We start from the raw sequence: 25,441 nt of genomic DNA on the forward strand, positions 1-25,441 counted from the left end.
CCAAGGCTGTCGAACTCGGTAAGTCGGTTGATAGAGGTACGCGCTAAAGCTTCAGAAAGTTCCATAAAAAATCCAGTACAAAGAAGAGTCTGTACTGGATTTTGAAGCATTGTAAAGATCGGTCAACCGATCATATTGGCCTTAACTGATCGGCATTAACCCTTAGGGTCCTTTTTTACAATCAAAATGCTTTATAGAACAGCTGCAATTGCCTTACAGATGATAGGCATATTGGTTTTTGTCATTCCAGCAACACTAATGCGTCCAGAGCCGACAATATAAACCCCAAACTCATTTTTAAGGCGTGATACTTGGTCTTTGTTTAATCCAGAGAAACTAAACATTCCATTTTGAGTAGAGATAAAATCAAAGTCTTGATTTACGCCACAGTCTTTTAAAGATTGAACAAATAAAGCGCGCATCTCTGCGATACGCTCTCTCATCTCTTGCAACTCTTGCTGCCACATCAGTCTTAACGCATCATCTGCTAAAATCGTGCTAACGATTAGCGCGCCATGTGCCGGCGGGTTAGAGTATGAAGCACGAATGGTACTCTTTATCTGGCTAAACGCATTAACCGCTTCTGCATCATTACCTGCAACGACAGTAATAGCACCTATACGCTCATTATAAAGGCCGAAGTTTTTAGAGAATGAATTAGCAACGATTAACTCTGGAACAATACTAGCGACAATACGCAGGCCTTCAGCATCTTCCTCGACACCTGCACCAAAACCTTGATAAGCAAAATCGAATAGTGGAACCAATGATTTGTTTAAACACAGTTTGGCTATTTGTTGCCATTGCTCCTTGTTTAAATCAATGCCTGTTGGGTTATGACAGCAGCCATGCAATAACACCAGGTCGCCCGCTTTAGCACCTTCAAGATCGGTTAGCATCGCATCAAAGTCTAGACCATGAGTCTCGGCTTTATAATAGCCGTAAGACTGAGTTTTTAAACCTGCTGTATTGAAAATATTATGGTGGTTAGCCCATGTCGGGTTACTAACCCAAATCGTATCTGCTTGAGTATGACGAACTATAAACTCTGCGGCTACGCGAAGGGAGCCTGTTCCGCCTGGCGCTTGTGCTGTTAACGCTCGAGCATTGTTAACTACGGTATGATCCGCTCCAAACAGTAATGTTTGTACTGCACGGTTATAAGCTTCGACACCTTCCATACCTAAATAGCTTTTGCTTTTTTCCGTTGCAAGTAGCTTTTCTTCTGCTAGTTTTACCGCTTTTAGAATGGGGGTTTTTCCAGATTCATCTTTATAGATCCCAACGCCTAAATTGACTTTATCCTCACGAGTATCGGCTTTAAATGCATCTGTAAGGCCTAGAATTGGATCGGCTGGGGCAAGTTCAACCTGGGAAAATATCATGACTGCTTTCCTAAATAGAGTTTTTGTAGGGGGTTCGGCTGTAGTTATACCACTGAAGCAGCGATGTAGAAAGTGAGTTTTATTGACTAAAAGCGAATATTGTTGATCTAACTTACATTATCTAATTTTGCTGCGAAAAATATAAACAAAATTCAATACAAGCCTCAGTAAATCTAGTATTTAATAATGGCTTTCACTAACAAATCTCAGCTAAAAAAAAGCCTCTACATAAGTAGAGGCTTTTAATATAACAAGCTGCTTAGCCGATCTTTTCTAAGCCACCCATATAAGCACGTAATACTTCAGGGACAGTGATAGAACCGTCTTCATTTTGATAGTTTTCTAGCACGGCGACCAAAGTACGTCCGACTGCTAAGCCTGAACCATTCAACGTATGAAGTAAGCTTGGCTTCTTAGCTGACTTAGCTTTAAATCTAGCTTGCATACGTCGCGATTGGAAATCCTGCATGTTACTGCACGAAGAGATCTCTCTGAATGTATCTTGCGCAGGAAGCCATACTTCAATATCAAACGTTTTAGCCGCGCCAAAGCCCATATCACCAGTACACAGTACAACTGTACGATACGGTAAGCCCAACTTCTGTAATACTGTTTCAGCATGACCAGTGAGCTCTTCAAGTGCTTGCATAGAGTCTTCAGGCTTAACAAGCTGTACTAGCTCGACTTTATCAAACTGATGTTGGCGAATAAGACCACGAGTATCACGGCCATAAGAGCCTGCTTCACTACGGAAACATGGCGTGTGTGCTGTCATCATGACTGGCAAGTCATCTTCGTCAATAATTGAATCACGAGCGATATTAGTCAGTGGCACTTCAGCCGTTGGGATCAAGCTTAAACCTTGCCCTTCTTCCGTCGCTGGTTTTGTATGGAATAAATCTTCACCAAACTTTGGAAGCTGACCGGTACCTAACAAACTGTCTTCATTCACCAACAGTGGCACGTAAGCTTCAGTGTAACCGTGCTCTGTTGTATGTAGGTCTAGCATAAACTGTGCTAAAGCACGGTGCATGCGTGCTATTTGACCTTTCATTATGATAAACCGAGAACCAGTAAGTTTTACTGCGTTTTTAAAGTCAAGTCCACCGAGTGTTTCGCCAAGTTCAACGTGGTCTTTAACTTCAAAGTTAAATTCTTTAGGTGTGCCCCAGCGACGAATCTCAACATTCTCAGACTCATCGGCACCGATAGGTGCTGATTCATCAGGCAAATTCGGTACACTCATTGCGATGGCATTCAGTTCTTCTAAAAGTGCTGCCAACTCAACTTTTTTTGCATCGAGTTCAGCACCTAAGGTGCCAACCTTTGCCATTATCGGTGCAACATCTTCACCTTTAGCTTTTGCTTGACCGATAGATTTAGAAATAGCATTACGGGAAGCTTGTAACTCTTCAGTACTAACTTGCAGCGACTTGCGCTTTTCTTCTAACTTGCCTAAACGATCGACATCTAAAATAAAACCACGAGTGGCTAGACGTTCAGCGGTTACTTCTAATTCATTACGCAAAAATTTTGGATCTAACATGTCTTATTATCTTAATAGTTAATAACGAGAAAATACCAATTGCTGTCCTAAATAGACGACGAATATGCACACGCCAACATTGACAACAACATTCAAAATCGCTTTGACCAAATAACCTTCCTGCATCAACAGCAGAGACTCATTGGAAAAAGTAGAAAACGTGGTAAGAGCACCTAACATGCCCACACCAATAAATGCTTTTATTTCTGGGCTCACTTCACTGACTTGTCCAAGAGCGTAAACCACGCCCATTAAGAATGAACCCAAAATATTGACCATTAGTGTACCAAAAGGGAAACCACTACCAAATACCTGAAGCATCAATATTGAGATAAGATAGCGTAAAACTGCACCGATAGATCCACCTAGCGCAACAAAAAGGACATTATTCATATCTTTTCACCTTACTTTTAAGATTTAGCTCAGCTAAATTTGCCAGTTTCTCTTTTATACGTTTTTCAAATCCACGTTCTGTTGGGAAGTAAAATTGACTTCCAGCGATAGATTTAGGCAAATAGACTTCACCATCAGCATAGGCATTGGGTTCATCGTGAGCGTAGCGATAACCTTCACCATAACCAATGTCTTGCATCAGTTTAGTTGGTGCATTGCGTAAATGCTCAGGCACACTTTCATTAGAAGTTTCTCTTGCTAATTGACGCGCAGCTTTAAAGGCAGTGTAAACAGCATTACTCTTAGGTGCACTGGCTAAATATAGAACGGCTTGTGCAATAGCTCGCTCACCTTCCGATGGGCCAACTCGGTGAAAACATTCCCAAGCATTTACTGCAACGGTCATCGCATTTGGGTCAGCATTACCAATATCTTCAGATGCAATCGCTAACAATCGTCTTGCAATATAAAGAGGATCACAGCCACCTTCAAGCATTCGACAATACCAATAAAGCGCCGCATCAGGGTCGGAGCCCCGTATTGACTTGTGAACTGCAGAAATTAAATCGTAATATTGATCGCCATTTTTATCGAAGCCTGCAAGCTGCTGCCCGGCAACCTGAATTATCATCTCTTCGGTAAAAACGTCACCATCCTTGAGCATGTCACTGATAAGTTCAATAAGGTTAAGCGCCTTGCGCGCATCACCATCACACACTTGTGCTAATTTTAAAGCTACATCTGGTGGCAAAATCAGCTTACGTTTGCCTAAGCCACGCTCTTCATCTAGCAAAGCTTGCTGAGTTATCAAACAGATCTCTTCGATAGTGAGCTGTTTAATCAGATAAACTCGCGCACGAGATAACAAAGCATTGTTTATTTCGAATGAAGGGTTTTCAGTGGTTGCACCGATAAAAATAACGGTGCCATCTTCAATAAATGGTAAAAAAGCATCTTGTTGACTCTTATTAAATCGATGTACCTCATCGACAAAAAGTAACGTTCGCTGCCCTCTTGATTGAGCCACGCTTTTTGCGTGTTCAATAGCACTGCGGATCTCTTTCACCCCTGATGTCACCGCTGAAATCCGCTCGACATGGGCATTGGCGTAACTGGCTACCAGTTCTGCTAGTGTGGTTTTTCCTGTGCCTGGAGGGCCCCAGAACATCATAGAATGCGCTCTGCCAGCCTCTAATGCTTGCCTTAATGGCTGCCCTTCTCCCAGTAAATGCTGTTGCCCGATATATTGCGATAAAGTCTCTGGGCGCATTCTTGCCGCAAGCGGCCTAAAATCAGGAGCGAAATCAAAACTAAAGCTGCTCACGACATACTCTTAATTAGGTGACTTTAAACGTTGGTCATCAATATCAACGTTTTCAGGTACGACAAATTTAAACAAATCCCTTTCGTTTTCAGCAATTTTGCTCTGTTCAGAAAGTGAAAAATTACTAGTATTACCCTGCTGATCTTTTAAGATCATCTGAGTTAATGTTGTTTCATTAAAACAAACTTCAACTTCAGAGACGCCAGCATCTTTATCAATAGGACTGATAGCAAAACACTGATCACTATTGGTCACTTTGTATTGTGACCAAGTTTGAACATCATCGTGCACGAGTAATGCAATGGGAGATGCACTTATAGCTTGATTAACATCCATCACAGACACCTCTTCATTGAATGGATTATAGATCCAAACGTCAGTGCCATCGGCAACAATTAAAGATTCATCAGGTGCAGTTAAATGCCAGTAGAACTGGTTCGGCTGAGCAAGAGCAAAAACACCTTCGCCAGTTTGAATGACCTTTTTATTTATATCTGTGACAGTCTGGCTGAAATTAGCTTTTAGGTTGTCTATTTCTGCAAGCTTAACTTTTAGTTGCTCTGAAGCATCTGCATGAGCCGAAAAAGGAGCAAAAAGTGGGATGCTTGCCATCGCAAAAGCGATCAATTTGTTCATATCTAGTTCTCCGAGTTGGCCTTTGACCAACACTGTTTTTAACTTTTTAATTTGTTCCACCACGATAGGCTTAATACAAAAAGCGTTAATCGAAAACCTTAGGTGGTGGGGGTGCTAAGACTTCTCGATTGCCGTTATGACCTTGGGCACTCACTACGCCTTGGAGTTCCATCTGTTCAATAATTCTAGCGGCGCGGTTATAACCTATTTTAAATTTACGCTGTACACTTGAAATAGAACCTCTACGCGTTTGAGTTACAAATGCAACAGCTTCGTCATAAAGCGCATCAGTATCTTCATCGGCTTCACTTGCTTCGCCTGGAAGTAAGACTTGCTCACCCTCTGCAGAACCTTGAAGAATATCTTCTATATATTGAGGCTTTCCACGCGCATGCCAGTCGGCTACGACTTTATGAACCTCATGATCGTCAATAAACGCCCCATGAACGCGACTCGGTACACTGGTACCTGGTGGTAGGTAAAGCATATCGCCCATACCCAATAATGTCTCTGCGCCCTGTTGGTCTAGAATTGTTCTAGAATCAATTCGAGATGATACTTGGAAGGCCATACGAGTTGGAATGTTAGCTTTAATCAAACCTGTAATAACATCGACAGATGGCCTTTGAGTCGCGAGTATTAAATGTATTCCTGCTGCACGGGCTTTTTGAGCGATTCGTGCAATCAACTCTTCAACTTTCTTACCAACAATCATCATCATGTCAGCAAATTCATCAACCACTACCACTATTGAAGGTAGCTTATCTAGTTCAGGTGCTTCCGGCTCCATGCTGTCAGATGATTTCCAAAGTGGATCATAGATAGGCTCTCCGGACTCCTTCGCTAGCTTGATTTTAGCGTTATAACCCTTAAGGTTACGAACGCCTAGTGCTGACATCAACTTATAACGACGTTCCATCTCGCCAACACACCATCGTAGTGAGTTGGCAGCTTCTTTCATATCAGTAACAACTTCACATAATAGATGTGGGATCCCTTCGTAGACGGATAATTCCAACATCTTTGGATCTATCATGATAAAGCGTACATCGTCCGGCCCTGATTTATACAGCAGGCTGGTGATCATTACGTTCACCCCAACTGACTTACCAGAACCTGTCGTACCTGCGACTAAAAGGTGCGGCATCTTGCCCAAATCGACAATGACAGGTTTACCGCCAATATCTGCGCCCAACACCATACTTAAATGTGATGGGTTATCCCTAAATTCTTTGCAGTCGAGTACATCACGCATAAATACTGTTTCACGGAATTTATTTGGTAACTCCAACCCTACATAGGCTTTACCGGGGATGACTTCTACAACGCGCACATTCTCAGCAAGTAACGAGCGTGCTAAGTCTTTCGACAAATTGGTAATTTTTGATGCTTTCACCCCGGGAGCTAACTCTAACTCAAAGCGAGTAATGACAGGCCCAGGAAACACACCTACGACCTTGGCTGTAATATTAAAGTCGGCAAGCTTTACTTCTACTAGTTTTCCAACCTGATCTAACTCTTCCTGGCTTATTGGATTACTTTGGCGGTTGGGGACATCGAGTAACGAGATACTCGGTAAAGGTTCCATAGGCGCTGATAGCGTTTGTTCATCTTGCCCTGGGAGAATGACAATTCCATCTACAATTTTGGCCTTGTCATCTTTAATGCGTTTACTGGCATTAACAGCGCCGGTTGATTCTTTTGAATCAAAATCGATGGTTTCGAGCTCCTCTTTATCCTCATTAACCCAAGGTGCCTGTATAGTAGGTTCTTTTAACGGTTCCGACTGGGTTAGTTGGGGCTCTATACGAGAAGCAGTGTTGGCTTCGATTTGTTCGTTAACAACTTCAAAATGCTCTTCATGATCTTGATATTCTTCTTCCGCCTGCTCACGACTGCGCTTTTCTCTAAAACGTTCTACTACAGATAAGAAACCGCGAGTATCTTCCGTCTCCTCCTTTTCAGGCGTTAGTTTAGCCGGTAGATCGCGTAGTGCTTTTAGACACCACAAGGTAGCAAAACCGGTCATATCTATAACTGTTAGCCAACTAATACCAGTAAGCAGCGTAAATCCAGCGCCGACAAAACATAATAAAAGTAGTGTTGTTCCCAGTTGATTGAAGTACGGCAGCATCGCTTGGCCTATAACGTCACCAGCAACCCCACCTGCCGAAAATTCATATAACCCATTGGCATTCATACTACCAAGAGCCGCTAAGCTGAAAACAATCAGTAGAAAACCAATAAGCCTTAACCCGACCGAGAAGTAATCAATTTCTAATAGCTTGTGTGTTCGTTTAAATAGCAACCAACCGGTTAAAGCAATGATAACGGGGATAATGTAGGCGGTATAACCGAATATATAAAACAGTACATCAGCCAACCATGCACCAACGGCCCCCGTAAGATTTTTGATGTCACCATCGAAGTTTGATTGGCTCCAGCCAGGATCGGATGCACTAAAACTACTTAATGCAATAAGAATATAAGTTGCAATCATGCAACATATGATCAGACTACCTTCTAATAGTCGTTGGACGCCGGAAAGGGTTTTTACACTATTTGCCTTAGACAATCGCAAACCTACAATAAAAAAGACGATAATGTCAGTAAGATACCAGAAATGAGTTTATTTTGCAGCGTTTGGAATGACATAGAGATAATGCATAATTATGCAGTTTGATATTTTTGCATCACTTTGTATCAATTGTATTTTGTATAAAAAAAGAGGGTCGATTGACCCCCTTCCTATTCGATAAAACAACGAAACTACATTTCGGAGATTATATTAATAGCCACACGATTTGTCTGCTTGACCTCTTCCATCACCACATATGTGCGTGTATCAGAGACTGAAGGCAGTTTAAGTAATGTTTCTCCTAATAAACGTCTATAAGCAGACATATCAGAAACACGCGTCTTTAATAAGTAGTCAAAATCGCCTGAGACTAAATGACATTCTTGTATATCATCAAGTAGTTGCACAGCATTATTGAACTTATCAAATACTTCTGCTGTATCTCGATTTAGCGTAATTTCAACAAACACAAGTAGAGATGCACCCAAATAATGGGGATTAACTAATGCTGTATATCCTTTGATATACCCTTGTTTTTCAAGTCTTTTAACTCTTTCTAAACAAGGAGTGGGACTCAGCCCTACGCGCTTTGATAGCTCGACATTTGAAATTCGTCCATCAATTTGTAACTCGTTGAGTATATTTCGATCTATACGATCTAAGTCTTTTATAGGACTCTTTTTATTATTAACCATATTATTAACCTTGAATTGCATCTATAACCAAATTAATCACTGTGTTTAGATAAACTTCAGCAGCATAAACTACCGAAGGAATACTATACTAGATTTCCCTGAAACATTCACGTTCAGGCAATTTAAAATAACAATTACACCCATAGAAAATGGGTTTTTATGCGAAATTGAGGCTCTAAGATGATTATTGGTGTTCCAAAAGAAATCAAAAACCACGAATATCGTGTAGGCATGGTACCTTCTAGTGTTCGTGAATTGACTCTACGTGGTCATGAGGTTTTTATTGAAACAAATGCTGGCTCTGGCATTGGTTTTTCAGACGAAGATTACGTAAATGTAGGTGCTAAAATCCTAGCTACTGCTGCTGAAGTTTTTGCACAATCAGAAATGATTGTAAAAGTGAAAGAGCCTCAAGCTGTAGAACGCGCAATGTTACGAGAAGACCAACTTCTATTTACCTACCTACATTTAGCTCCAGATCTACCACAAACCGAAGATCTTGTTAAAAGTGGTTCTGTTTGTATTGCTTATGAAACAGTTACCGATGACCGCGGTACGCTACCACTGCTTGCGCCAATGTCAGAAGTTGCTGGCCGTATGTCAATTCAAGCAGGTGCTATGGCACTAGAGAAGTCGATGGGCGGACGCGGTATGTTGCTTGGTGGCGTTCCGGGCGTTGAGCCAGCTAAAGTCGTTATTATTGGTGGCGGAATGGTAGGTACAAACGCTGCGCAAATGGCCGTTGGTCTTGGTGCAGACGTTGTCATCCTAGATCGTAGTATTGATGCGCTTCGTCGCCTAAATGCACAATTCGATAATAAAGTTAAAGCAATCTACTCAACTGCTGATGCAATTGAAAAGCATGTGCTTGAAGCAGATCTTGTCATTGGTGGCGTATTGGTTCCAGGTGCAGCTGCACCTAAGCTGGTTACCAAGGAACATATTGCTGCAATGAAGCCTGGTTCTGCAATTGTTGACGTAGCTATCGACCAAGGTGGCTGTATCGAAACGTCGCATGCCACTACACATCAAGACCCTACGTATATCGTCGATGAAGTTGTTCATTACTGTGTGGCAAACATGCCTGGTGCAGTGGCTCGTACTTCTACATTTGCGTTGAACAATGCAACTTTGCCTTACATTATTAAGTTGGCACAACTTGGTTACCGCGAAGCGTTGCTGCAAGATAAGCACCTGTTAAACGGCTTGAACGTTATGCACGGTAAGATCACTTGCGCTGAAGTTGCCGAAGCACTCAATCTTGAGTTTGTAGACCCGACTATCTTACTTAAGTAGTCAATCAAGATTAGAAATTAAAAAAGGGAGCTATTTGCTCCCTTTTTTGATCATAGCCTAATTACTGCTCTGCAAAACTGTATCCTTTACCTCTTACTGTATTAATTAGAGATTTTGGTAACTGGGTCGCAGCAAGTTTTCTACGAGTATTACTAATGTGCATATCTAGATTTCGGTCAAACTGACCTAATTCCTTTTGTAATACCCTAAGTTGCAATTCATCTTTTGCAACAACATTCCCCTTACGTTCAAATAGATACTTAAACAATTTAAACTCGGTTTGAGTAAAGCAAACTTCTTTTGCGAATATTGATACACTGTAATTACTGTCATCAAAAAATACATCCATTGCTAGATCATCATTGAGATAGTGCTCATTTCTCACTAAGGCTATTCTGCGCTTTATTGCATTTATTCTAACCAACAACTCTCGTTGGCTAAATGGCTTACTCAGGAAATCATCGGCACCTAGTTCGAAGACATTGACTCGATCTTGTTCAGTATCTAACGATGAAATAACAATGACTGGCGTTTTATCTTGGCGAAGTTTAAGCACCTCTATGCCATCTAACGACGGCATATTGATATCTAAGATAATGATATCCACCGAAGACAGCTTCAACTTAGCTAGAGCTTCATTGCCATTAGAGGCTAGCGAAACAGCGTAGCCCTCAGCTTCTAAACAACTCTTTAATAAGCTTTGTATAACAAGATCATCATCCACTACGAGTACATTTTTCATTTATTAAAATCTAAATACGAACCATTATCATTAAGGTTACATTAACTCACATAAATAAGCTACAACAAATTCTTGGCTTACTTCACATTAATACAATTGTTTAAGTATAAAAAAGCCAGCAACCTTAGGTTACTGGCTTTACGTTAAAACATGCACATGTTTTAGTAGAAAACTACTTTGCGAGCATCAGTTCCCTAATATATTTGACTGGTGCACTACCGTAACTCAAAAACTCTTCATGGAAAGTCTTGAGGTCAAACTTATCCTCTTTTAACACTTTATACTCTTCTCTGAAATCGTATATTTCACGATAACCAGAATAGTAACTTGTTAATTGTACTTGGCTTAATGTCGCTCTACGCCACTTCCCTTGGGCTTCTGCTTGTTGTTGGAATGCTTCATTCATCATCAAGTCTAGTGCTTCATCTTCAGTCATCCCTTTGACCTGAATGCTATAGTCAAGAATTGTGTTACATATCACTCGTAAATTCCATTTGTAATACATTAACCACATTTCTGGTTCAAAATCGCCATAGCCTTCCTCTAACATCATTCGCTCGGTGTACACCGCCCAGCCTTCAACCATTGCACCATTACCAAATAGGCTTTTAATTAAACTCGGAGATTCATTTGAGTAAACTAATTGTGTGTAATGGCCAGGTATCGCTTCATGGATATTGAGAACTTGCAAAATCCAATGGTTATATTCTCTTAAGTAACTTTCAGCAGATTCTTCACTCATTCCGTCTAACGGAGTAACGTTATAGTATGTATTTCCTGACTTTTCGTAAGGACCCGGGGCACTAATAGAAGCACCAGCATAACCTCGCATGTATGCGGGAGTCTCACGCACCACTAAAGGTTTATTGGGGTCAAGGGTGACTAATTGTTTTTCATTAACAAAGGCGATTAACTCAGGGATCTGCGCTCTTACTTCATCGACAAAATCATCGCGTTTTACATGCTTGGCAGACAATTTATCGATCAATTGCTTGATGGCCACCTTCTTATTGGTTGGCATGGCTGTATCAAAATAGGTTGGCCATAACTTTTCTGTAATTTTGGTCATCTCTGCTTGGACGCGATTTTTATCTTGTAGCGCTTTTTTATATAACGCTTTACCACTCATTCCAGCTTGGATGTCAAAAGCAAACTTCTGTTCGTACAGCTCTTCGCCAATCCTAAAGCTACGTGCTCCTTCTTTGTTAAGCTTGGTTTCAAGTGCTTTAAGCCACTCTATATGCTCTTTGATAGCCTTGGTCGCTTTATTGAAACGCGTGACAAACTGAGCTTTTTGTTCATTTGATAAATTAGAGCCGATAACTTTGTCTAATAAATCATTATTGAATACTGAAAAAGCGCCTTCATTTTGCATGATGGCAAGCTGAGTATGCTCAAGGGTCGGGTTACTTATATTTTCCCTAGCGGCCTCATAATAGGCCGGTACATTCTCCATCCTTAACAGCACTGAAAGTAGACGTTCATCTAGAGGAGCAAAATTTTCATTAATAATCTGTGCAAACCCGCCAGAGACATTGTAGCTAGCAGGATTCCATTGCCATGATTTAAAAGTCTCTATGTTCCAACGCATTTCGCCTATAAGGTTTTCAATCAGGCGGTAATCAGTAAGCAAACCTGCAGGTAAGCTATTTTTGTCAAAACTAGCTAATAACGCTGATTGCTTATTTACAAAGTTTAAGCTCGCTTGCCTAGCTTGCTCGTTAGGCACTTTAAGCACACCGTCATATTTATGGAAACCGCTATATAATGCCCAAGTCGGTGATTCAACCCACAAGTCATCTATGAACTGTTGGCTAAACTGTTGAAAGCTTAGACTCTGTTCAGTTAACTCAATTGAATTAGCTTCTAATGTCGTTTGACTTTGACAAGCTGTCAGGCTTGAAATTGATAATGCGATTGCAAGTGTAAGCGCGGCTTTTTTCATTAATATTCCCTTAATTTTTGTTTCTCGCAATCTGTGTCGCGATAAATTGGCAGTAAGTAAAGCATGTTCTAAACTTTTTTACATTAACAAACTCTTTTCTGAAAGTTTTCGTTACACATAATGCATAAGTAGATACATTTTATGCATAAGCTAAATAAGCTGGTTCTACTTTTCATTATGTTTCTCTACCCAATGAAGAATATCTTTAAATCGATAATGTTCAAATTTGGCAAATCCGTAAGTTTGTCTCATCTTCAACTTGGTAAACAGGGGCGTTGTTAGACCACATAAAAACCGAGAGAGCAAAACCGAAGAGTAATTTGACTTTAACTTTTCAATGGCTTCAGTGCAGGTTGCATCATAGTCAAAAGTATTTAGATCTTTAAGACCGTTTGGCTCTGGCAAACAAGCAACATGACCTAAGCAAACAGAACAACGACCACAAACATTGATGGCATTGGGGTCTGAGAAGTACTGCGCTAACTGCAGACTTAAACATTGGTCACTGCCAAAAAAGGCTACCAAAAAGTTAATCCGTTCAATTTCACTTTTTTCTTTAGTACTAAACTGTTGATAAAGATTTTCAGCCAGTCCAGGTAGTTGCAATGCTTGTAGGCTAACCTCGTATACTTGGGTTAGCTGTTTACTTTGTAATTCAATAAGTTGTTTTTGGTCCAAATAATCTAAAGCCTTTATTGCTCTACCACGGCTATTAGGAAATAAGCGCTGTAGGTGTTCAAAATCAGCAGTGTGCCAAATTTTAGCTTTTTGAGATGAATCAATGATTGCAGTTAAAAACTGTTGTCTATCAGTGTCGAAGCGACTTAACAGCGTGTCAACTGTGGTCAGTAACTTGTACTTATACTCTGCAAAGTAGCTATATTTCGGTTTAATAACCCCTTGCATCTCTAGATAAACTAGTAGTGTTTTTAAACTTAATGGCCGAATATTTGAAGCACTTGAAAGTTGATTTAACATTAACTCCCATTGGCCATTTTGTTGAGTCTGCATGTTAATCTGTTCTATAACATTACGAATTGCGCTTAGTTCTGGTGTGTCTCCGTATACGAAATTTTCTAACACGTTTAAATTATCTTTATTGGCCAATACTACGCATTCGGAGTCATTACCATCTCGGCCTGCCCTACCTATCTCCTGAGCATAATTTTCAATCGATTTAGGCAGGTCATAATGCACTACAAAGCGAATATCACTTTTATCAATACCCATACCAAACGCAATCGTAGCGACAATGATTGGAACTTCGCCAGCCATGAATTTAGATTGTATTGCTTTGCGCTGCTCGCTATCCATTCCTGCATGGTATGCCAATACCCTAAAGCCTTGCCTTTGAAGCTCGCTAGCTACTTTTTCCGCACTTTTTTGCAGCGTAACGTAAATAATACCACTGACTTGCTGCCTGCCTTTTAGCCATTGAGCCAAGTAATCCATTTTATTGGCTTCTTTAATTCCTATCGCTTGTAGATGTAGGTTTGGCCTATAAAATCCTGTTAATGTGACGCATTTAGGGTCAATAGCAAACTTCTTGCTCATGTCGGCTATGACTTTAGACGTCGCGGTGGCTGTAAGTAGCAATACTTGGGGAATGTTTAACTCTTTTTGATAATTGGGTAGCTTTAAATAGTCAGGTCTGAAGTTATGACCCCACTCTGAAATACAGTGAGCTTCATCAATAACCAACAATGATATATCTATGTCACTAATAAAACGTCGAAAGCGTTCATTGTTTAGGCGCTCTACAGAGATCATTAGTACCTTAATACTGCCATTAGCTACGCCATCAAGCACTGATGCTGTTTGCTCTGGAGTTTGAGTTGAATCAATTGAAGCCGCGGATATACCACGGCTTTCTAGGAACACCAGTTGATCTTGTATTAACGCCAGTAGTGGAGATACGACTAATGTTAAGTGAGGCAGCACAGTGGCTGGTAATTGATAACAGAGAGACTTCCCTGAACCCGTAGGGAAAATTGCTGCTGCGCTGAAACCGTTAAATACATTGTTAACGACTTGTTCCTGGCCCTGTCTGAATGCGTTGAAACCGAAGTACTGTTTGAGTAATGCGTGAGCATTGTGCATGCATAATCCTATCGAAGTTTGCTTCTATTGAGCTACTGAGGAATGGTTTTGATCAATCTAAAGTAGGCTTTAAGTGGATTGTGATCTGAACTATCAGTAACAATCGATTCTGCATTTACAAGTTCTAAGCCTCTGTAAAATATATGGTCTGGTGTTTTACCGAAAAATCGCGTTCTTGAATCAACGCGAGGTACCGCTTCTGATAAGCCTGCACTTGAGGCTACAGCTGCAATGTACTCTCCGCGTTTATCACTCCAGGTATTCAGATCGCCTGCTAATATGATAGGCCCAGAATGTGCTTTCATCGCTTCAGTCACCACATTCATTTGAGCGCGATACTCATCAAGACCAACAGCAAAGTTGATACTATGAATATTAACCACTAATAGCTGGCTATCGTCTGACAATTGGTAATAAGAAACTAATAATGATTTAGGATACTGGATAAATGGCTCTTTGTACCTGAATGAACAACTACTTGAGGGATAACCTTTAGAAAGGTTCATTACTCCGACCGGATCGCCCGAAAATAGAAATGCTTTTGTCATTACCCAATTCTCTGACTGCTCATCGACTAATGACTGAAAATCCGGTGAAGCACTGACCTCCTGTAACAATAACAAATCGGTTCTTTCCGTTAGCTGTTTTAGTACATTTTGCCAGCCATTATTTTTTTGCTTATGAATATTCCAAATGGCGATATCAAGTTTACCGTGTCTATCTAGCGGCGCTAATGTTTGATGTGTTACACATTGAACACCAGCACTACTGTTAGCGTCGTTAGTCAATAATGTATCTTGCTGAGGAATTACGGTACTTTGGTAGACGTAAAGCATCAGTAATGTTGCTAGTAAAAGCAAAAGCAAAATCAGCTTTCGTATAATTCTAAGCATAGTCAGGTATTCGGCTTCTAATTTAGATTTGCAGTAATCTTTTCATTATAATAGCTTTTAAGCGCATGTGGCAGAAACATTAATGGTATACGGCATCACGTCAACCATAATGAATGTAACTGAAGCACCTATTTCTATTGAGGCCTATACTATCAAAGAAAATATGTACCAATTTTATCAACTGCTGACCATTGCAGGCGTATTTTTGTATTGGTTATTTATTGCAGGTATCACTGTCAGAGTCGTAGTGAAAAGGCGCGCTATTGGCGTTTCTTTAGCCTGGTTGATGATAATATATATCGTACCTTTAGGCGGTGCATTTGCTTATCTATTATTTGGCGAGCTAAATCTCGGTAAAAAGCGAGCGGAGCGCGCTCAAGCAATGTTCACTCCTTACGAAAAATGGTTCTCTAATCTCTATAAAGTGCGCCAATACACACCCCATGTATCAAGCCTTTATGGCCAATCGATAAGTGCTATATGTGAGAAGCAAATAGGTATCCCTGCACTAGCCGATAACCAGCTAACACTGCTAAACCAAACTAGCGAAATCTTAGATAAATTAATTGAGGATATCGACCAGGCAAAAGAATCAATCCATTTAGAGTTTTACATATGGCAGCCCGGCGGCAAAGCTGATGAGGTTGCGCAAGCGCTAATAAATGCTGCAGCTAAAGGGATCAAAGTTAAGTTACTTTTAGATGCTGCTGGAAGTCGACTATTTTTTAAAAGCCACTGGCCAAAAACAATGCGCAAATCATCAATTATTGTGGTTAAAGCACTCGCTGTATCGCCATTAAGGATGTTCTTCCGTCGACTTGATTTACGTCTACACAGGAAAATTGTTGTAATAGATAATGCCATTGCTTATACCGGTTCGATGAACCTCGTTGACCCTAAATATTTCAATCAGGATGCAGGGGTTGGAGAGTGGATTGATGTAATGGTGCGGATCACTGGCACAACAGTGCCTGTACTCAATAGTATCCACGCATGGGATTGGGAAGTAGAAACCAACGATCGTACCTTACCAGAATTACCTGAGTGTTTACCCCATAAAGAACATGAGATAACAGATTTAGTACAAGTGATCCCTTCAGGTCCCGGCATGCGCGAAGAGATAATCCATCAAGTGTTATTGCAAAGTATCTATCAGGCACAACAAAGTATTGTCATTACAACACCCTATTTCGTACCCAGCGAAAACCTGCAGCTTGCACTGGTCATTGCCGCTCAAAGAGGCGTACAAGTGGACATTATCGTCCCTGACAAAAATGATTCAACCATGGTTGAATGGGCCAGCCGTGCTTTTTTCACTCAACTTCTTGATGCTGGCGTCAATATTCATCGCTTTAAAGGCGGCTTATTACATACAAAATCAGTAGTGATCGATGCAAACCATTGTTTAATTGGTACCGTTAACCTCGATATGCGAAGCTTATGGTTAAATTTTGAAGTTACACTCGCTGTAGACAACCTAACCTTTACGCAAGATCTACAACAAGTTCAACAAAGCTACCTCACAGATTCAATTCAGGTTTGTCCTGAAGATTGGGCTAAAAGATCGCTGGCTAATAGGATCGCTGAGCGTACTTTTTACCTATTTAGCCCACTATTGTAGTGCTAGTCGCTAACTCCCATTCAGTTTATACATCCGTTGGTTTAAATATCATGAACAAACTATTTATCATTGGTCTTCCAAGAACCGGAACAACCAGTATTAGCGTGGCACTGTTAGACTATGGCTTCACTGTCGCTCACACCGCTTATACAAAAAGAGCCTTCGAGTTAGCAGACGTTATCTCGGATTCTCCCTGTTTTTGCGATTACCAACAATTAGACACGTTATTCCCTGATTCGAAATTTGTCTACTTAGAAAGAGAGCTGTCCCTTTGGGTGCCTTCTATGCAGATGTTGATTAATAAAATGGCAGAGAGTTTAGACCTTAAAACAGGTGTATTTAATCCAGTACTAAAACGTACCTTTAACGAGACGTTTAAATTATCAACGACGGCTACACCCGATAATGAACAGCATCTAATAGAGTGCTACCAACAGCATAAGCAAGCTGTCCACCGCTATTTTAAAGGGCGAAATGATCTGTTGAGTATCGATATTAGTAAAGAGAATAGTTTAAGTGAACTATTAACCTTTATCGGTTTGAATACCAATAAGGGGTTAAAATTCCCGCACTTAAATATAGGTAAGAAAGTCGCTTGCTGGAAAGAGTACAAACACCCAAACAAAGTAAACTCAAATGCTGCAGGTATAGAGCAACGAAAATTCTTTAGTTACGCATCTTAAATTATATACACGCAGCAAAAAGCCCGTTACCTTTCGATAACGGGCTTTTTAGTATATGGCGGTGAGCGAGAGATTCGAACTCTCGTTAGGGATTAACCTAAACACACTTTCCAGGCGTGCGCCTTCAGCCACTCAGCCAGCTCACCAATTGATTCTTTTTATGTGTTTAATCATCACAATAGCTGAAAGCACTTATGCTGCCAACGGAGCGCTACTTTACGCAAAAGCCTTAAGTGCGTCAAGCGTATTTGTGACTAGTTCAAGTGTTTGCATACTTGCTAGCCACATTTGAGCTAAGCGCACAATATCACATCAAGAAAGCGTAAATTTACTGACCTCTTTTGCCACATCGTTTGAACCATTGACTAATTCGTTAGTGAGTAGCTGCAGCTCATCTGCAATTGTATGAGTCTGTACATAAATCTCACTTATTTTCAGTGCGTTCTGGTTTACTTCTTCTGCTACAGCACTTTGTTCGTGTGTTGCGGCTGCAATTTGCTCATTCATGCTGTCGATAACACCGACATGATTGACGATCTTTTCTAGTTCGGCGCTCACCTTTTCAGCTTCAGCTACGCTATCACCAGCCTGCTTTGTCCCGCGATCCATTGCATTAACCGCAACATTAGCGCCAGAGCTCAACCTTTCAGTCATCTCCTTAATATCGCCAGTTGCAGTTTGAGCTCGTTGGGCGAGGCTTCTTACTTCGTCGGCAACTACTGCAAAGCCACGACCCATCTCCCCGGCCCGAGCCGCTTCAATAGCTGCATTTAGCGCTAAAAGATTGGTTTGTTCGGCAATACCGCTTATTACATCAGATACTGCAACAATTCTTTGAATATCTTGCTCTAGCGCCTGTAGAGCAGTTGCGGAATCATTGATTTCATTTGCTAATAAACTAATTGCCACACTCGAACGTCCAACCTCTTCATTACCCTCCTGGGCTTCAAGGTTAGCTTCAGTGGAAGCATTAGAAGCATTTTCGGCATTCTCGGCAATCTCTGCAACAGTCGCACTCATTTCTGTCATCGCCGATGCGACCTGCTCTGCTTCACTATGCCCTAGTTGGACATCACTTTTTAGCTGAGTAGTGTGTTGCTCCAACTTTTCAATCGCCTGAAATAATACGTTTGAATTATTTTTAACGTGTGCAATCACTTTTTCGAAGTCGATCATCATTCCGTTGAATGCTTTCGCTAATACCCCAAACTCATCATCGCTATGCTGCACAATTCTGACACTTAAATCGAAATTTTCTCTCGCTAAAGTCATACTGCGTTGAACATTTGCCACACTCTGATGAATAAAACGCATCACTGACATCGAAACAAAAATAACCAAACTTGCAACTAAGAGTAATACCGTTAGCGTTATATAAAGGTGCTTAGTTGCAACGTTGAGTCTGGCCTTAGTAACTGCCATTAATTGATTAGATAAACCCTGTTCAAACTGGCTTAACAGTTCTATTCGCTTTGTAGATGTCTGAAACCATCTTTCTGGTTGCTGTTGCTTTAACTGTTGCGGGTCCTGAGCAAAAGCAATCGCTCTATAGTCTGCAACCTCTTTGAATGCTTGATTGTTTAGTTGCTGATGGTAGTCAGAATAGTTTTGTGGCTCTGTTAACGCTAGAAAACGTTCTTGATAAGCTTCTTGCTCCGACACCAAGGTGACAAAGCGTCGATAAGCACCAACTTTAAAAGCATCGTTACCAAAGGTTGAACTAAGTACCGCTCTTTCAATACCTGCGCGCTCCTTCATCTGCAAGTAAGCTGAGAATGCTGCAGCCTTAATTGCTATCTGCTGATTGGCTCCTTGTTTAGCTGTAAGGTCGACAATACTTAATAACTCTTTGTTTAATTCAGTATAGAAAGCGACTTCATCCGCAACACTGATAGACAGGGCTTGTACTTGTCTTCTTATATCAGGGATTTGGCCTATCAGAGCTTTAGTCTTACGGATCTCAGCGGTAAACTCATCAGGCAATGTGTTACTTGCTAGAAATAACGTAAAAATACCAAGAAGTTCATCAGTATCTTGTTGCTGGGCAGGTAACGCTGCACTAAAAGCTTTACCGTTAGAGCCTATAAAGCCGGCACTCATGCCTCGTTCTTTTTGCAGTTCATGCACCAAACTACTATTAGCGACTGCAAGTTCGCTTAGCACTAATACTTGGTCTAACTGCTTGGTTAATTTGTATTGTTCATAGGCATAAAGCCCACCAAAGACAATTGATGCAAATAAAGAGGGAGCGATAACGATGAAAAATTTATATTTTAACGAAAGGTTGCCGAGCCAGTTCCATCTCATTCGAATGCCTTTAAGTTGTAAAATCAAATTAGTCGCTAGGATAAACTAAACAAGCTTAAGGTAAACAGCCGTTTGAAAATATTTACATAAAAAAAGCCTGCTATTGCAGGCTTTTTAATCACCAATCAAGCTGAAGTGATCCAGATCAAAAAATAAACTTACTGTGACATATCTTAACAATTGTTAAGCGTTGCCTTTGACCTTCATATTTAGTTCTTTTGCGAAATTTAACATTCGATCTAAAGGTTTTAACGCATCAAGCCGCAGTTCTTCATCAACAAATATCTCATGCTGTTGTTGTGCGCCAACCTCTAACGAACTTTCTATCGCTTTTAAACCGTTCATCGCCATCCAAGGACAATGTGCACAGCTCTTACACGTTGCACCATTGCCACCAGTTGGTGCTTCAATAAGCTGCTTATTAGGTGCAGCTTGTTGCATTTTATAGAAAATGCCTCTGTCAGTTGCGACGATAAACTTATCATTGTCCATTGTCTGAGCAGCTTTAATCAATTGACTGGTAGAACCGACGGCATCGGCTAACTCAACCACACTCGCTGGAGATTCTGGATGAACTAATATCGCTGCTGTTGGGTGTTGTTTTTTCAGTTCAGTTAATGCTTTAGCTTTGAACTCGTCATGTACAATACACTCGCCCTGCCACATCAACATGTCAGCGCCAGTTTCTTTGGCGATATAACTGCCTAGATGGCGGTCTGGCCCCCAGATTATCTTTTTATCTTCACTATCAAGATGTTCAACAATCTCTAGCGCAATACTAGATGTTACCACCCAATCAGCACGTGCTTTAACTGCAGCAGATGTATTGGCATAAACCACAACAGTATGATCTGGGTGTGCATCACAAAACTCGCTGAAGGTTTCGATTGGGCAACCGATATCTAACGAACAGGTAGCATCAAGTGTTGGCATTAAGACTGTTTTTTCAGGGCTTAATATTTTTGAAGTTTCACCCATAAATTTAACGCCAGCGACGATAAGTGTTTTGGCAGGGTGATCTCGCCCAAAACGAGCCATCTCTAATGAGTCTGATACACAACCGCCAGTTTCTTCGGCAAGCGCTTGAATTTCAGGGTCCGTATAGTAGTGAGCGACCAGTACCGCGTTTCGCTCTTTAAGCAGCTGCTTTATACGCGCTTTTGATTGTTCCTTTTCTATATCAGATAAAGGCATAGGTTTAGGCGGGAATGGGTAGTCAATAGATTCAATATTTGGGACGAACGCGCTCATACAACAACCAAAGGCAATAACAGATTAGCGGAATTATACGGAATAGTTCACAAATTTAAAACTCTTAATCCTTATTCTATTAGTCCAATCATTCATTTATTTCAAAACTTCAAAGCTCTCGCTAAAGGAGTAAATTTTTATACTGAATGGGATTTGGTATTGCCAATAACCAAATACAAAAAAGGTGCTTTAGTCAGCACCTTTTTCACATTCAACACTCAATATAAAAATTATTGCATTGCTAACAGCATCTCTTGAGGTTGCTCTAGGTATAGTTTCCATAAATTACAGAAACGTGCAATCGTGCCGCCATCTATCACTCTGTGATCGCCCGACCAACTCACTTGCATGATCTTACGCGCTTCAACTTCGCCAGCAGCATTAAATCTTGGCAATACCTGCAACTTTCCAAGCGCAACAATTGCTACTTCAGGTTTATTGATGATAGGTGTTGCTACCGTACCGCCTAAAGCGCCAATATTTGAAATTGAAATACTGCCACCTTTAAGATCACTAGGCGACACACGTCCGCTTCGAGCTGCTGTGGTTAAACGGGTAATATCTGCAGCGATCTCTAGAATAGTTTTATCTTGTACGTCTTTTACATTCGGTACTAATAATCCCACTTTAGAGTCAACTGCCATGCCTATGTTATGACTACTTAGGAATGTCTGTTCACTACAGTCAGCATTAACTTGGCTATTCATATCAGGGAATTGAGTCAGTGCCAGTGACATTGATTTCATAAAGAATGGCATCATAGTGAGCTTTAACTCATCAGTTGAATACTTCTTCTTCATGCTTTCGCGCAGCGCAACCAATTCTGTTAGGTCAAACTCTTCACAATAGGTGAAATGTGGAATGGTAGACACTGATTCTGTCATCATTCTTGCCATTACAGCACGTACACCTTTAATTGGTTCTACTCGATCAGCAGTAACAGCTTTAGGCTTTTCGATTGCCGTCGACGAAACGCCTTGCTCTTGTTGGCTTGGTACAGCAACAGGCGACTGATGACGTTCTATATCTTCTTTAAATACACGACCATTCTTACCAGTACCTTTAACCGAAGCGATATCGATATCGAGAGTGCGCGCTAAACGACGCACTGCTGGACTTGCAAGTGCTTTACCTTGTCCAACAGGCTCAACATTCTGACTAACAGGTGTGTTTTTCAATTCAGCAGTTGTTGTATTCTCTGCTGGTGCAGTAGTAGTGGTGTGAGATTCAACTTCAATCGCAAACAACGGTGCATGCACTTTAGCTAACTGGCCTTTACGGTAATGCAGTTTGGCGATTTTACCGTTTTTAATTGCTGGAATTTGAACCAGTGCTTTATCAGTCATAACATCAGCAATCGGCTGATCCTCGACCACAGTGTCGCCTTCGCTAACTAACCATTCAACCAGTTCACACTCAACAATCCCCTCACCAATGTCTGGTAATAGAAACTCTTCGATAGTCACACTAGTAGAAGCGACAGAAACAGATTCAGTCTCTTGAGGCTGCTCACTCACCTCTTCAACAACAAGTGGTGCTGAACCACCAACATCAACCGAGTACAAAGGTTGGTGCACTATAGCAATTTCACCTTTAGCGTAATGCAGTTTTGCAATGGTTCCGGCGTAAGGTGCTGGAATTTGTACCAGCGCTTTATCTGTCATTACGTCAGCTATTGGCTGATCTTCAGTAACAACATCACCCTCTTGCACTAACCATTCAACGAGTTCGCATTCAACAACGCCTTCACCGATATCAGGCAGAATAAATTCTTTAATCATGGCGAGCTCCTAAAATTTAACCGATGCTTTAATCGCTTCAAATGTTTTCAAAGCATCTGGCATATATTCTTTTTCATGGATTAACGGATAGGGAGTATCCAAACCACAAACACGTGCAATAGGTGATTCAAGGTATAAGAAACACTCTTCTTGAATCGTAGCCGCTATTTCGCCAGCGAAACCGCCAGTTAACGGAGCTTCATGGTTAATGAGTAATCGACCTGTCTTTTTAACTGATGCCGCTACTGTATCAACATCCCACGGTGACAAGGTGCGCAGATCGATCACTTCACATGAAATGCCCTTTTTTGCTGCCATATCTGCGGCGTTTTCAAGAATTTCCATCTGTGCGCCCCAGCCTAGTAGAGTGATATCAGTACCCTGGCGGACCACTTCAGCTTTACCAAGTTCGATCTCAAAATCACCGTCACGAACTTCCCCTACCGACGCACGGTAAAGTCGCTTTGGTTCGAAGAATATAACCGGATTTTTATCGCGTATTGAGGCAATCAATAACCCTTTTGCTTGCTCAGGGTTACGAGGAATAACCACTTTAAGCCCAGGCGTCTGGGTAAAATAGGCTTCAGGCGATTGCGAATGATAGTGACCACCTGCAATACCGCCACCATAAGGAGTTCGGAAGGTTAATCCACCAACGTCAAACTCATTACCACTACGGTAACGAAATTTAGCGCTTTCGTTGACTATCTGATCGATCGCCGGAAAGATATAATCTGCAAATTGAATTTCGGCAACAGCGGTCATGCCATTGGATGCTAGGCCATTAGCAAAACCAGCAATACCTTGTTCAGTTAGAGGGGTATTAAAGCAACGGTCACGGCCAAACTTTTCTTGCAAGCCAGAAGTCGCTCTGAAAACACCGCCAAAATGACCAACGTCTTCACCAAATACCATCATTTTTTTATCAGCTTCCATTTCCGAGCTCAGGGCTTCGTTAATGGCTTGCAACATATTCATCTCTGCCACAGCTTAGATTCTCCCTGCGCTTTTTGGATAGGCTTCTGGATACTTTTTAATGTGTGACTTAAGATCAGCTAACTGTTTCTCTAGGATTGGTGTTGGCTTGTCATACACATCTTGAATCAGTTCATCTAAGTGCGGTAACGGCACCTTTTCAGCAACTTTAAGTTCCGCCAACACCTCTTCACGGTATTTGACATATAGATCGGCATCTTGCTTCTCGTTTAACCAACCTTTGTTGATCATCCATAACTTGAAGCGTTTCACAGGATCATGCTGCTGCCACTTTGCTTCTTCGTCTTTTGAGCGATAGCCCGAAGGGTCATCTGATGAAGAATGTGCGCCTAAACGATAAGTCATCGCTTCAATGAGTACTGGTGCATTGTTATCTAACGCGTAAGCCCTCGCTTGTTGCGTCGCCGCTAACACTGCGAGCATATCGTTGCCATCTACCCGAATAGTGTGCATGCCGTAACCAGGACCACGACTCGCTATACCATTACCTGAAAACTGCTCTTCTGTAGGTGTCGAAATAGCATAACCATTGTTACGGCAGAAAAAGATTACTGGCGAGTTAAGTACTGCGGCCATATTAAGACCCGCATGAAAGTCACCCTCAGAAGCTGCACCTTCACCAAAGTAACAAATAGCGATATTACGCTTTTTTTGCATTTTCAAACTGTAAGCAACGCCTGTTGCCTGAGGGATCTGTGTCGCTAGCGGTGAAGAGATGGTCTGATAGTTAAGAGCTTCGCTGCCGTAATGGATCGGCATTTGGCGACCTTTACCCAAATCTTTTTCATTGCTGAACATTTGGTTCATAAACTGTTCAGTTGTGAACCCACGGTAGCGTAGCGCTGCATGTTCACGGTACTGGGCTAAAATAACATCACCGTCATCAAGCGCAGCGGTGCTGCCTATAATAGAGGCTTCTTCACCAGTACATGTCATATAAAAGCTAATTCGACCTTGACGCTGCGCACCCAACATACGCTCGTCAATAACCCGCGTAAATACGCAAGTATCGTGGATCTTATTCGCTAAATCTTCATCTATGACGGGCAATACTGCGCCCTCATAGGCTGTACCATCTGCTTGTAATACTTTAAGGATGGGGATCGCGATAGCATTTTTATCTAAAAAACTTACACGATGGACAGTCTCAGCATTTGTTGTTGCGTTGCTCATAATGTGCTCTTGTTATTTATGATGCTTCCAAATGTCAAAAAGAAACATCTATCTATTCTAATACGCGGGAAGAACATTACGTTAACGTAAACTAAC

General features: G+C 41.3%; 19 protein-coding genes and 1 tRNA gene. 3 read left to right on the forward strand and 17 right to left on the reverse strand.

Annotated elements, in window-relative coordinates; all coding sequences use genetic code 11:
* Window positions 1-191: 191 nt before the first annotated feature.
* The 7 genes from AB4238_RS09665 to lrp form a co-directional block, all read right to left on the reverse strand.
* Window positions 192-1,385 carry an amino acid aminotransferase gene (locus AB4238_RS09665; RefSeq protein WP_372033237.1) on the reverse strand — a complete coding sequence of 398 codons (1,194 nt, stop codon included), beginning with the start codon at window positions 1,383-1,385 and terminating at the stop codon, window positions 192-194.
* 259 nt (window positions 1,386-1,644) lie between these two features.
* Window positions 1,645-2,931, reverse strand: a complete 1,287-nt coding sequence (gene serS, locus AB4238_RS09670; RefSeq protein WP_372033239.1) for a serine--tRNA ligase — start codon at window positions 2,929-2,931, stop codon at window positions 1,645-1,647.
* Between the two features lie 18 nt (window positions 2,932-2,949).
* Complete coding sequence (crcB, locus tag AB4238_RS09675) at window positions 2,950-3,324, reverse strand: fluoride efflux transporter CrcB (protein WP_020912683.1); 375 nt, start codon at window positions 3,322-3,324, stop codon at window positions 2,950-2,952.
* Window positions 3,317-4,648 (reverse strand): replication-associated recombination protein A, encoded by a 1,332-nt coding sequence (locus AB4238_RS09680; RefSeq protein WP_372033241.1) that lies wholly within the window; start codon window positions 4,646-4,648, stop codon window positions 3,317-3,319. The genes crcB and AB4238_RS09680 overlap by 8 nt, the downstream gene beginning before the upstream one ends.
* A gap of 9 nt (window positions 4,649-4,657) precedes the next feature.
* Window positions 4,658-5,284, reverse strand: coding sequence for an outer membrane lipoprotein chaperone LolA (gene lolA / locus AB4238_RS09685; protein ID WP_372033242.1), 627 nt, complete (start codon window positions 5,282-5,284; stop codon window positions 4,658-4,660).
* An 85-nt stretch (window positions 5,285-5,369) separates the two neighbouring features.
* A complete protein-coding gene (locus AB4238_RS09690) occupies window positions 5,370-7,859 on the reverse strand; it encodes a DNA translocase FtsK 4TM domain-containing protein (protein WP_372033244.1) in 2,490 nt (829 codons plus the stop codon).
* 194 nt (window positions 7,860-8,053) lie between these two features.
* On the reverse strand, window positions 8,054-8,557 hold the full coding sequence (gene lrp, locus AB4238_RS09695) for a leucine-responsive transcriptional regulator Lrp (RefSeq protein WP_372033246.1): 504 nt from the start codon (window positions 8,555-8,557) through the stop codon (window positions 8,054-8,056).
* Between the two features lie 180 nt (window positions 8,558-8,737).
* Here lrp and ald point away from each other — a divergent pair, with 180 nt between their 5' ends.
* The gene (gene ald, locus AB4238_RS09700) at window positions 8,738-9,853 is read left to right on the forward strand and encodes an alanine dehydrogenase (protein ID WP_372033248.1); all 1,116 of its coding nucleotides are present in this window, start codon (window positions 8,738-8,740) and stop codon (window positions 9,851-9,853) included.
* 61 nt (window positions 9,854-9,914) lie between these two features.
* On the opposite strand, the gene AB4238_RS09705 is transcribed toward ald, so the two are convergent.
* From AB4238_RS09705 to AB4238_RS09720, 4 genes are all read right to left on the reverse strand, one after another.
* On the reverse strand, window positions 9,915-10,595 hold the full coding sequence (locus AB4238_RS09705) for a response regulator transcription factor (RefSeq protein WP_372033250.1): 681 nt from the start codon (window positions 10,593-10,595) through the stop codon (window positions 9,915-9,917).
* A gap of 172 nt (window positions 10,596-10,767) precedes the next feature.
* Window positions 10,768-12,540, reverse strand: coding sequence for a DUF885 domain-containing protein (locus AB4238_RS09710; protein ID WP_372033252.1), 1,773 nt, complete (start codon window positions 12,538-12,540; stop codon window positions 10,768-10,770).
* Window positions 12,541-12,705: 165 nt separating this feature from the next.
* Window positions 12,706-14,640: an ATP-dependent DNA helicase RecQ gene (locus AB4238_RS09715; protein WP_372033254.1), complete on the reverse strand. Its 1,935-nt coding sequence runs from the start codon at window positions 14,638-14,640 to the stop codon at window positions 12,706-12,708.
* Window positions 14,641-14,672: 32 nt separating this feature from the next.
* Window positions 14,673-15,533 (reverse strand): endonuclease/exonuclease/phosphatase family protein, encoded by an 861-nt coding sequence (locus AB4238_RS09720; RefSeq protein ID WP_372033256.1) that lies wholly within the window; start codon window positions 15,531-15,533, stop codon window positions 14,673-14,675.
* Between the two features lie 163 nt (window positions 15,534-15,696).
* On the opposite strand from AB4238_RS09720, the gene cls reads away from it, so the two are divergent.
* Both cls and AB4238_RS09730 read left to right on the forward strand, forming a co-directional pair.
* The gene (cls, locus tag AB4238_RS09725) at window positions 15,697-17,154 is read left to right on the forward strand and encodes a cardiolipin synthase (protein ID WP_372033272.1); all 1,458 of its coding nucleotides are present in this window, start codon (window positions 15,697-15,699) and stop codon (window positions 17,152-17,154) included.
* A gap of 50 nt (window positions 17,155-17,204) precedes the next feature.
* Complete coding sequence (locus AB4238_RS09730) at window positions 17,205-17,837, forward strand: sulfotransferase family protein (protein ID WP_372033258.1); 633 nt, start codon at window positions 17,205-17,207, stop codon at window positions 17,835-17,837.
* A 56-nt stretch (window positions 17,838-17,893) separates the two neighbouring features.
* On the opposite strand, the gene AB4238_RS09735 is transcribed toward AB4238_RS09730, so the two are convergent.
* From AB4238_RS09735 to AB4238_RS09760, 6 genes are all read right to left on the reverse strand, one after another.
* Window positions 17,894-17,983: transfer RNA gene (locus AB4238_RS09735), tRNA-Ser, on the reverse strand.
* A 166-nt stretch (window positions 17,984-18,149) separates the two neighbouring features.
* Window positions 18,150-20,144, reverse strand: coding sequence for a methyl-accepting chemotaxis protein (locus AB4238_RS09740; RefSeq protein WP_372033259.1), 1,995 nt, complete (start codon window positions 20,142-20,144; stop codon window positions 18,150-18,152).
* Window positions 20,145-20,327: 183 nt separating this feature from the next.
* A complete protein-coding gene (nadA, locus tag AB4238_RS09745) occupies window positions 20,328-21,395 on the reverse strand; it encodes a quinolinate synthase NadA (RefSeq protein ID WP_372033261.1) in 1,068 nt (355 codons plus the stop codon).
* Between the two features lie 230 nt (window positions 21,396-21,625).
* On the reverse strand, window positions 21,626-23,176 hold the full coding sequence (locus AB4238_RS09750; protein ID WP_372033262.1) for a dihydrolipoyllysine-residue acetyltransferase: 1,551 nt from the start codon (window positions 23,174-23,176) through the stop codon (window positions 21,626-21,628).
* 9 nt (window positions 23,177-23,185) lie between these two features.
* Window positions 23,186-24,163: an alpha-ketoacid dehydrogenase subunit beta gene (locus AB4238_RS09755; RefSeq protein ID WP_372033263.1), complete on the reverse strand. Its 978-nt coding sequence runs from the start codon at window positions 24,161-24,163 to the stop codon at window positions 23,186-23,188.
* A 3-nt stretch (window positions 24,164-24,166) separates the two neighbouring features.
* The gene (locus AB4238_RS09760) at window positions 24,167-25,345 is read right to left on the reverse strand and encodes a thiamine pyrophosphate-dependent dehydrogenase E1 component subunit alpha (RefSeq protein ID WP_020912699.1); all 1,179 of its coding nucleotides are present in this window, start codon (window positions 25,343-25,345) and stop codon (window positions 24,167-24,169) included.
* Window positions 25,346-25,441: the final 96 nt, after the last annotated feature.

Origin of the sequence: Shewanella sp. 10N.286.45.A1 (genome assembly GCF_041470405.1) — a bacterium.
Lineage (GTDB): Bacteria > Pseudomonadota > Gammaproteobacteria > Enterobacterales > Shewanellaceae > Shewanella.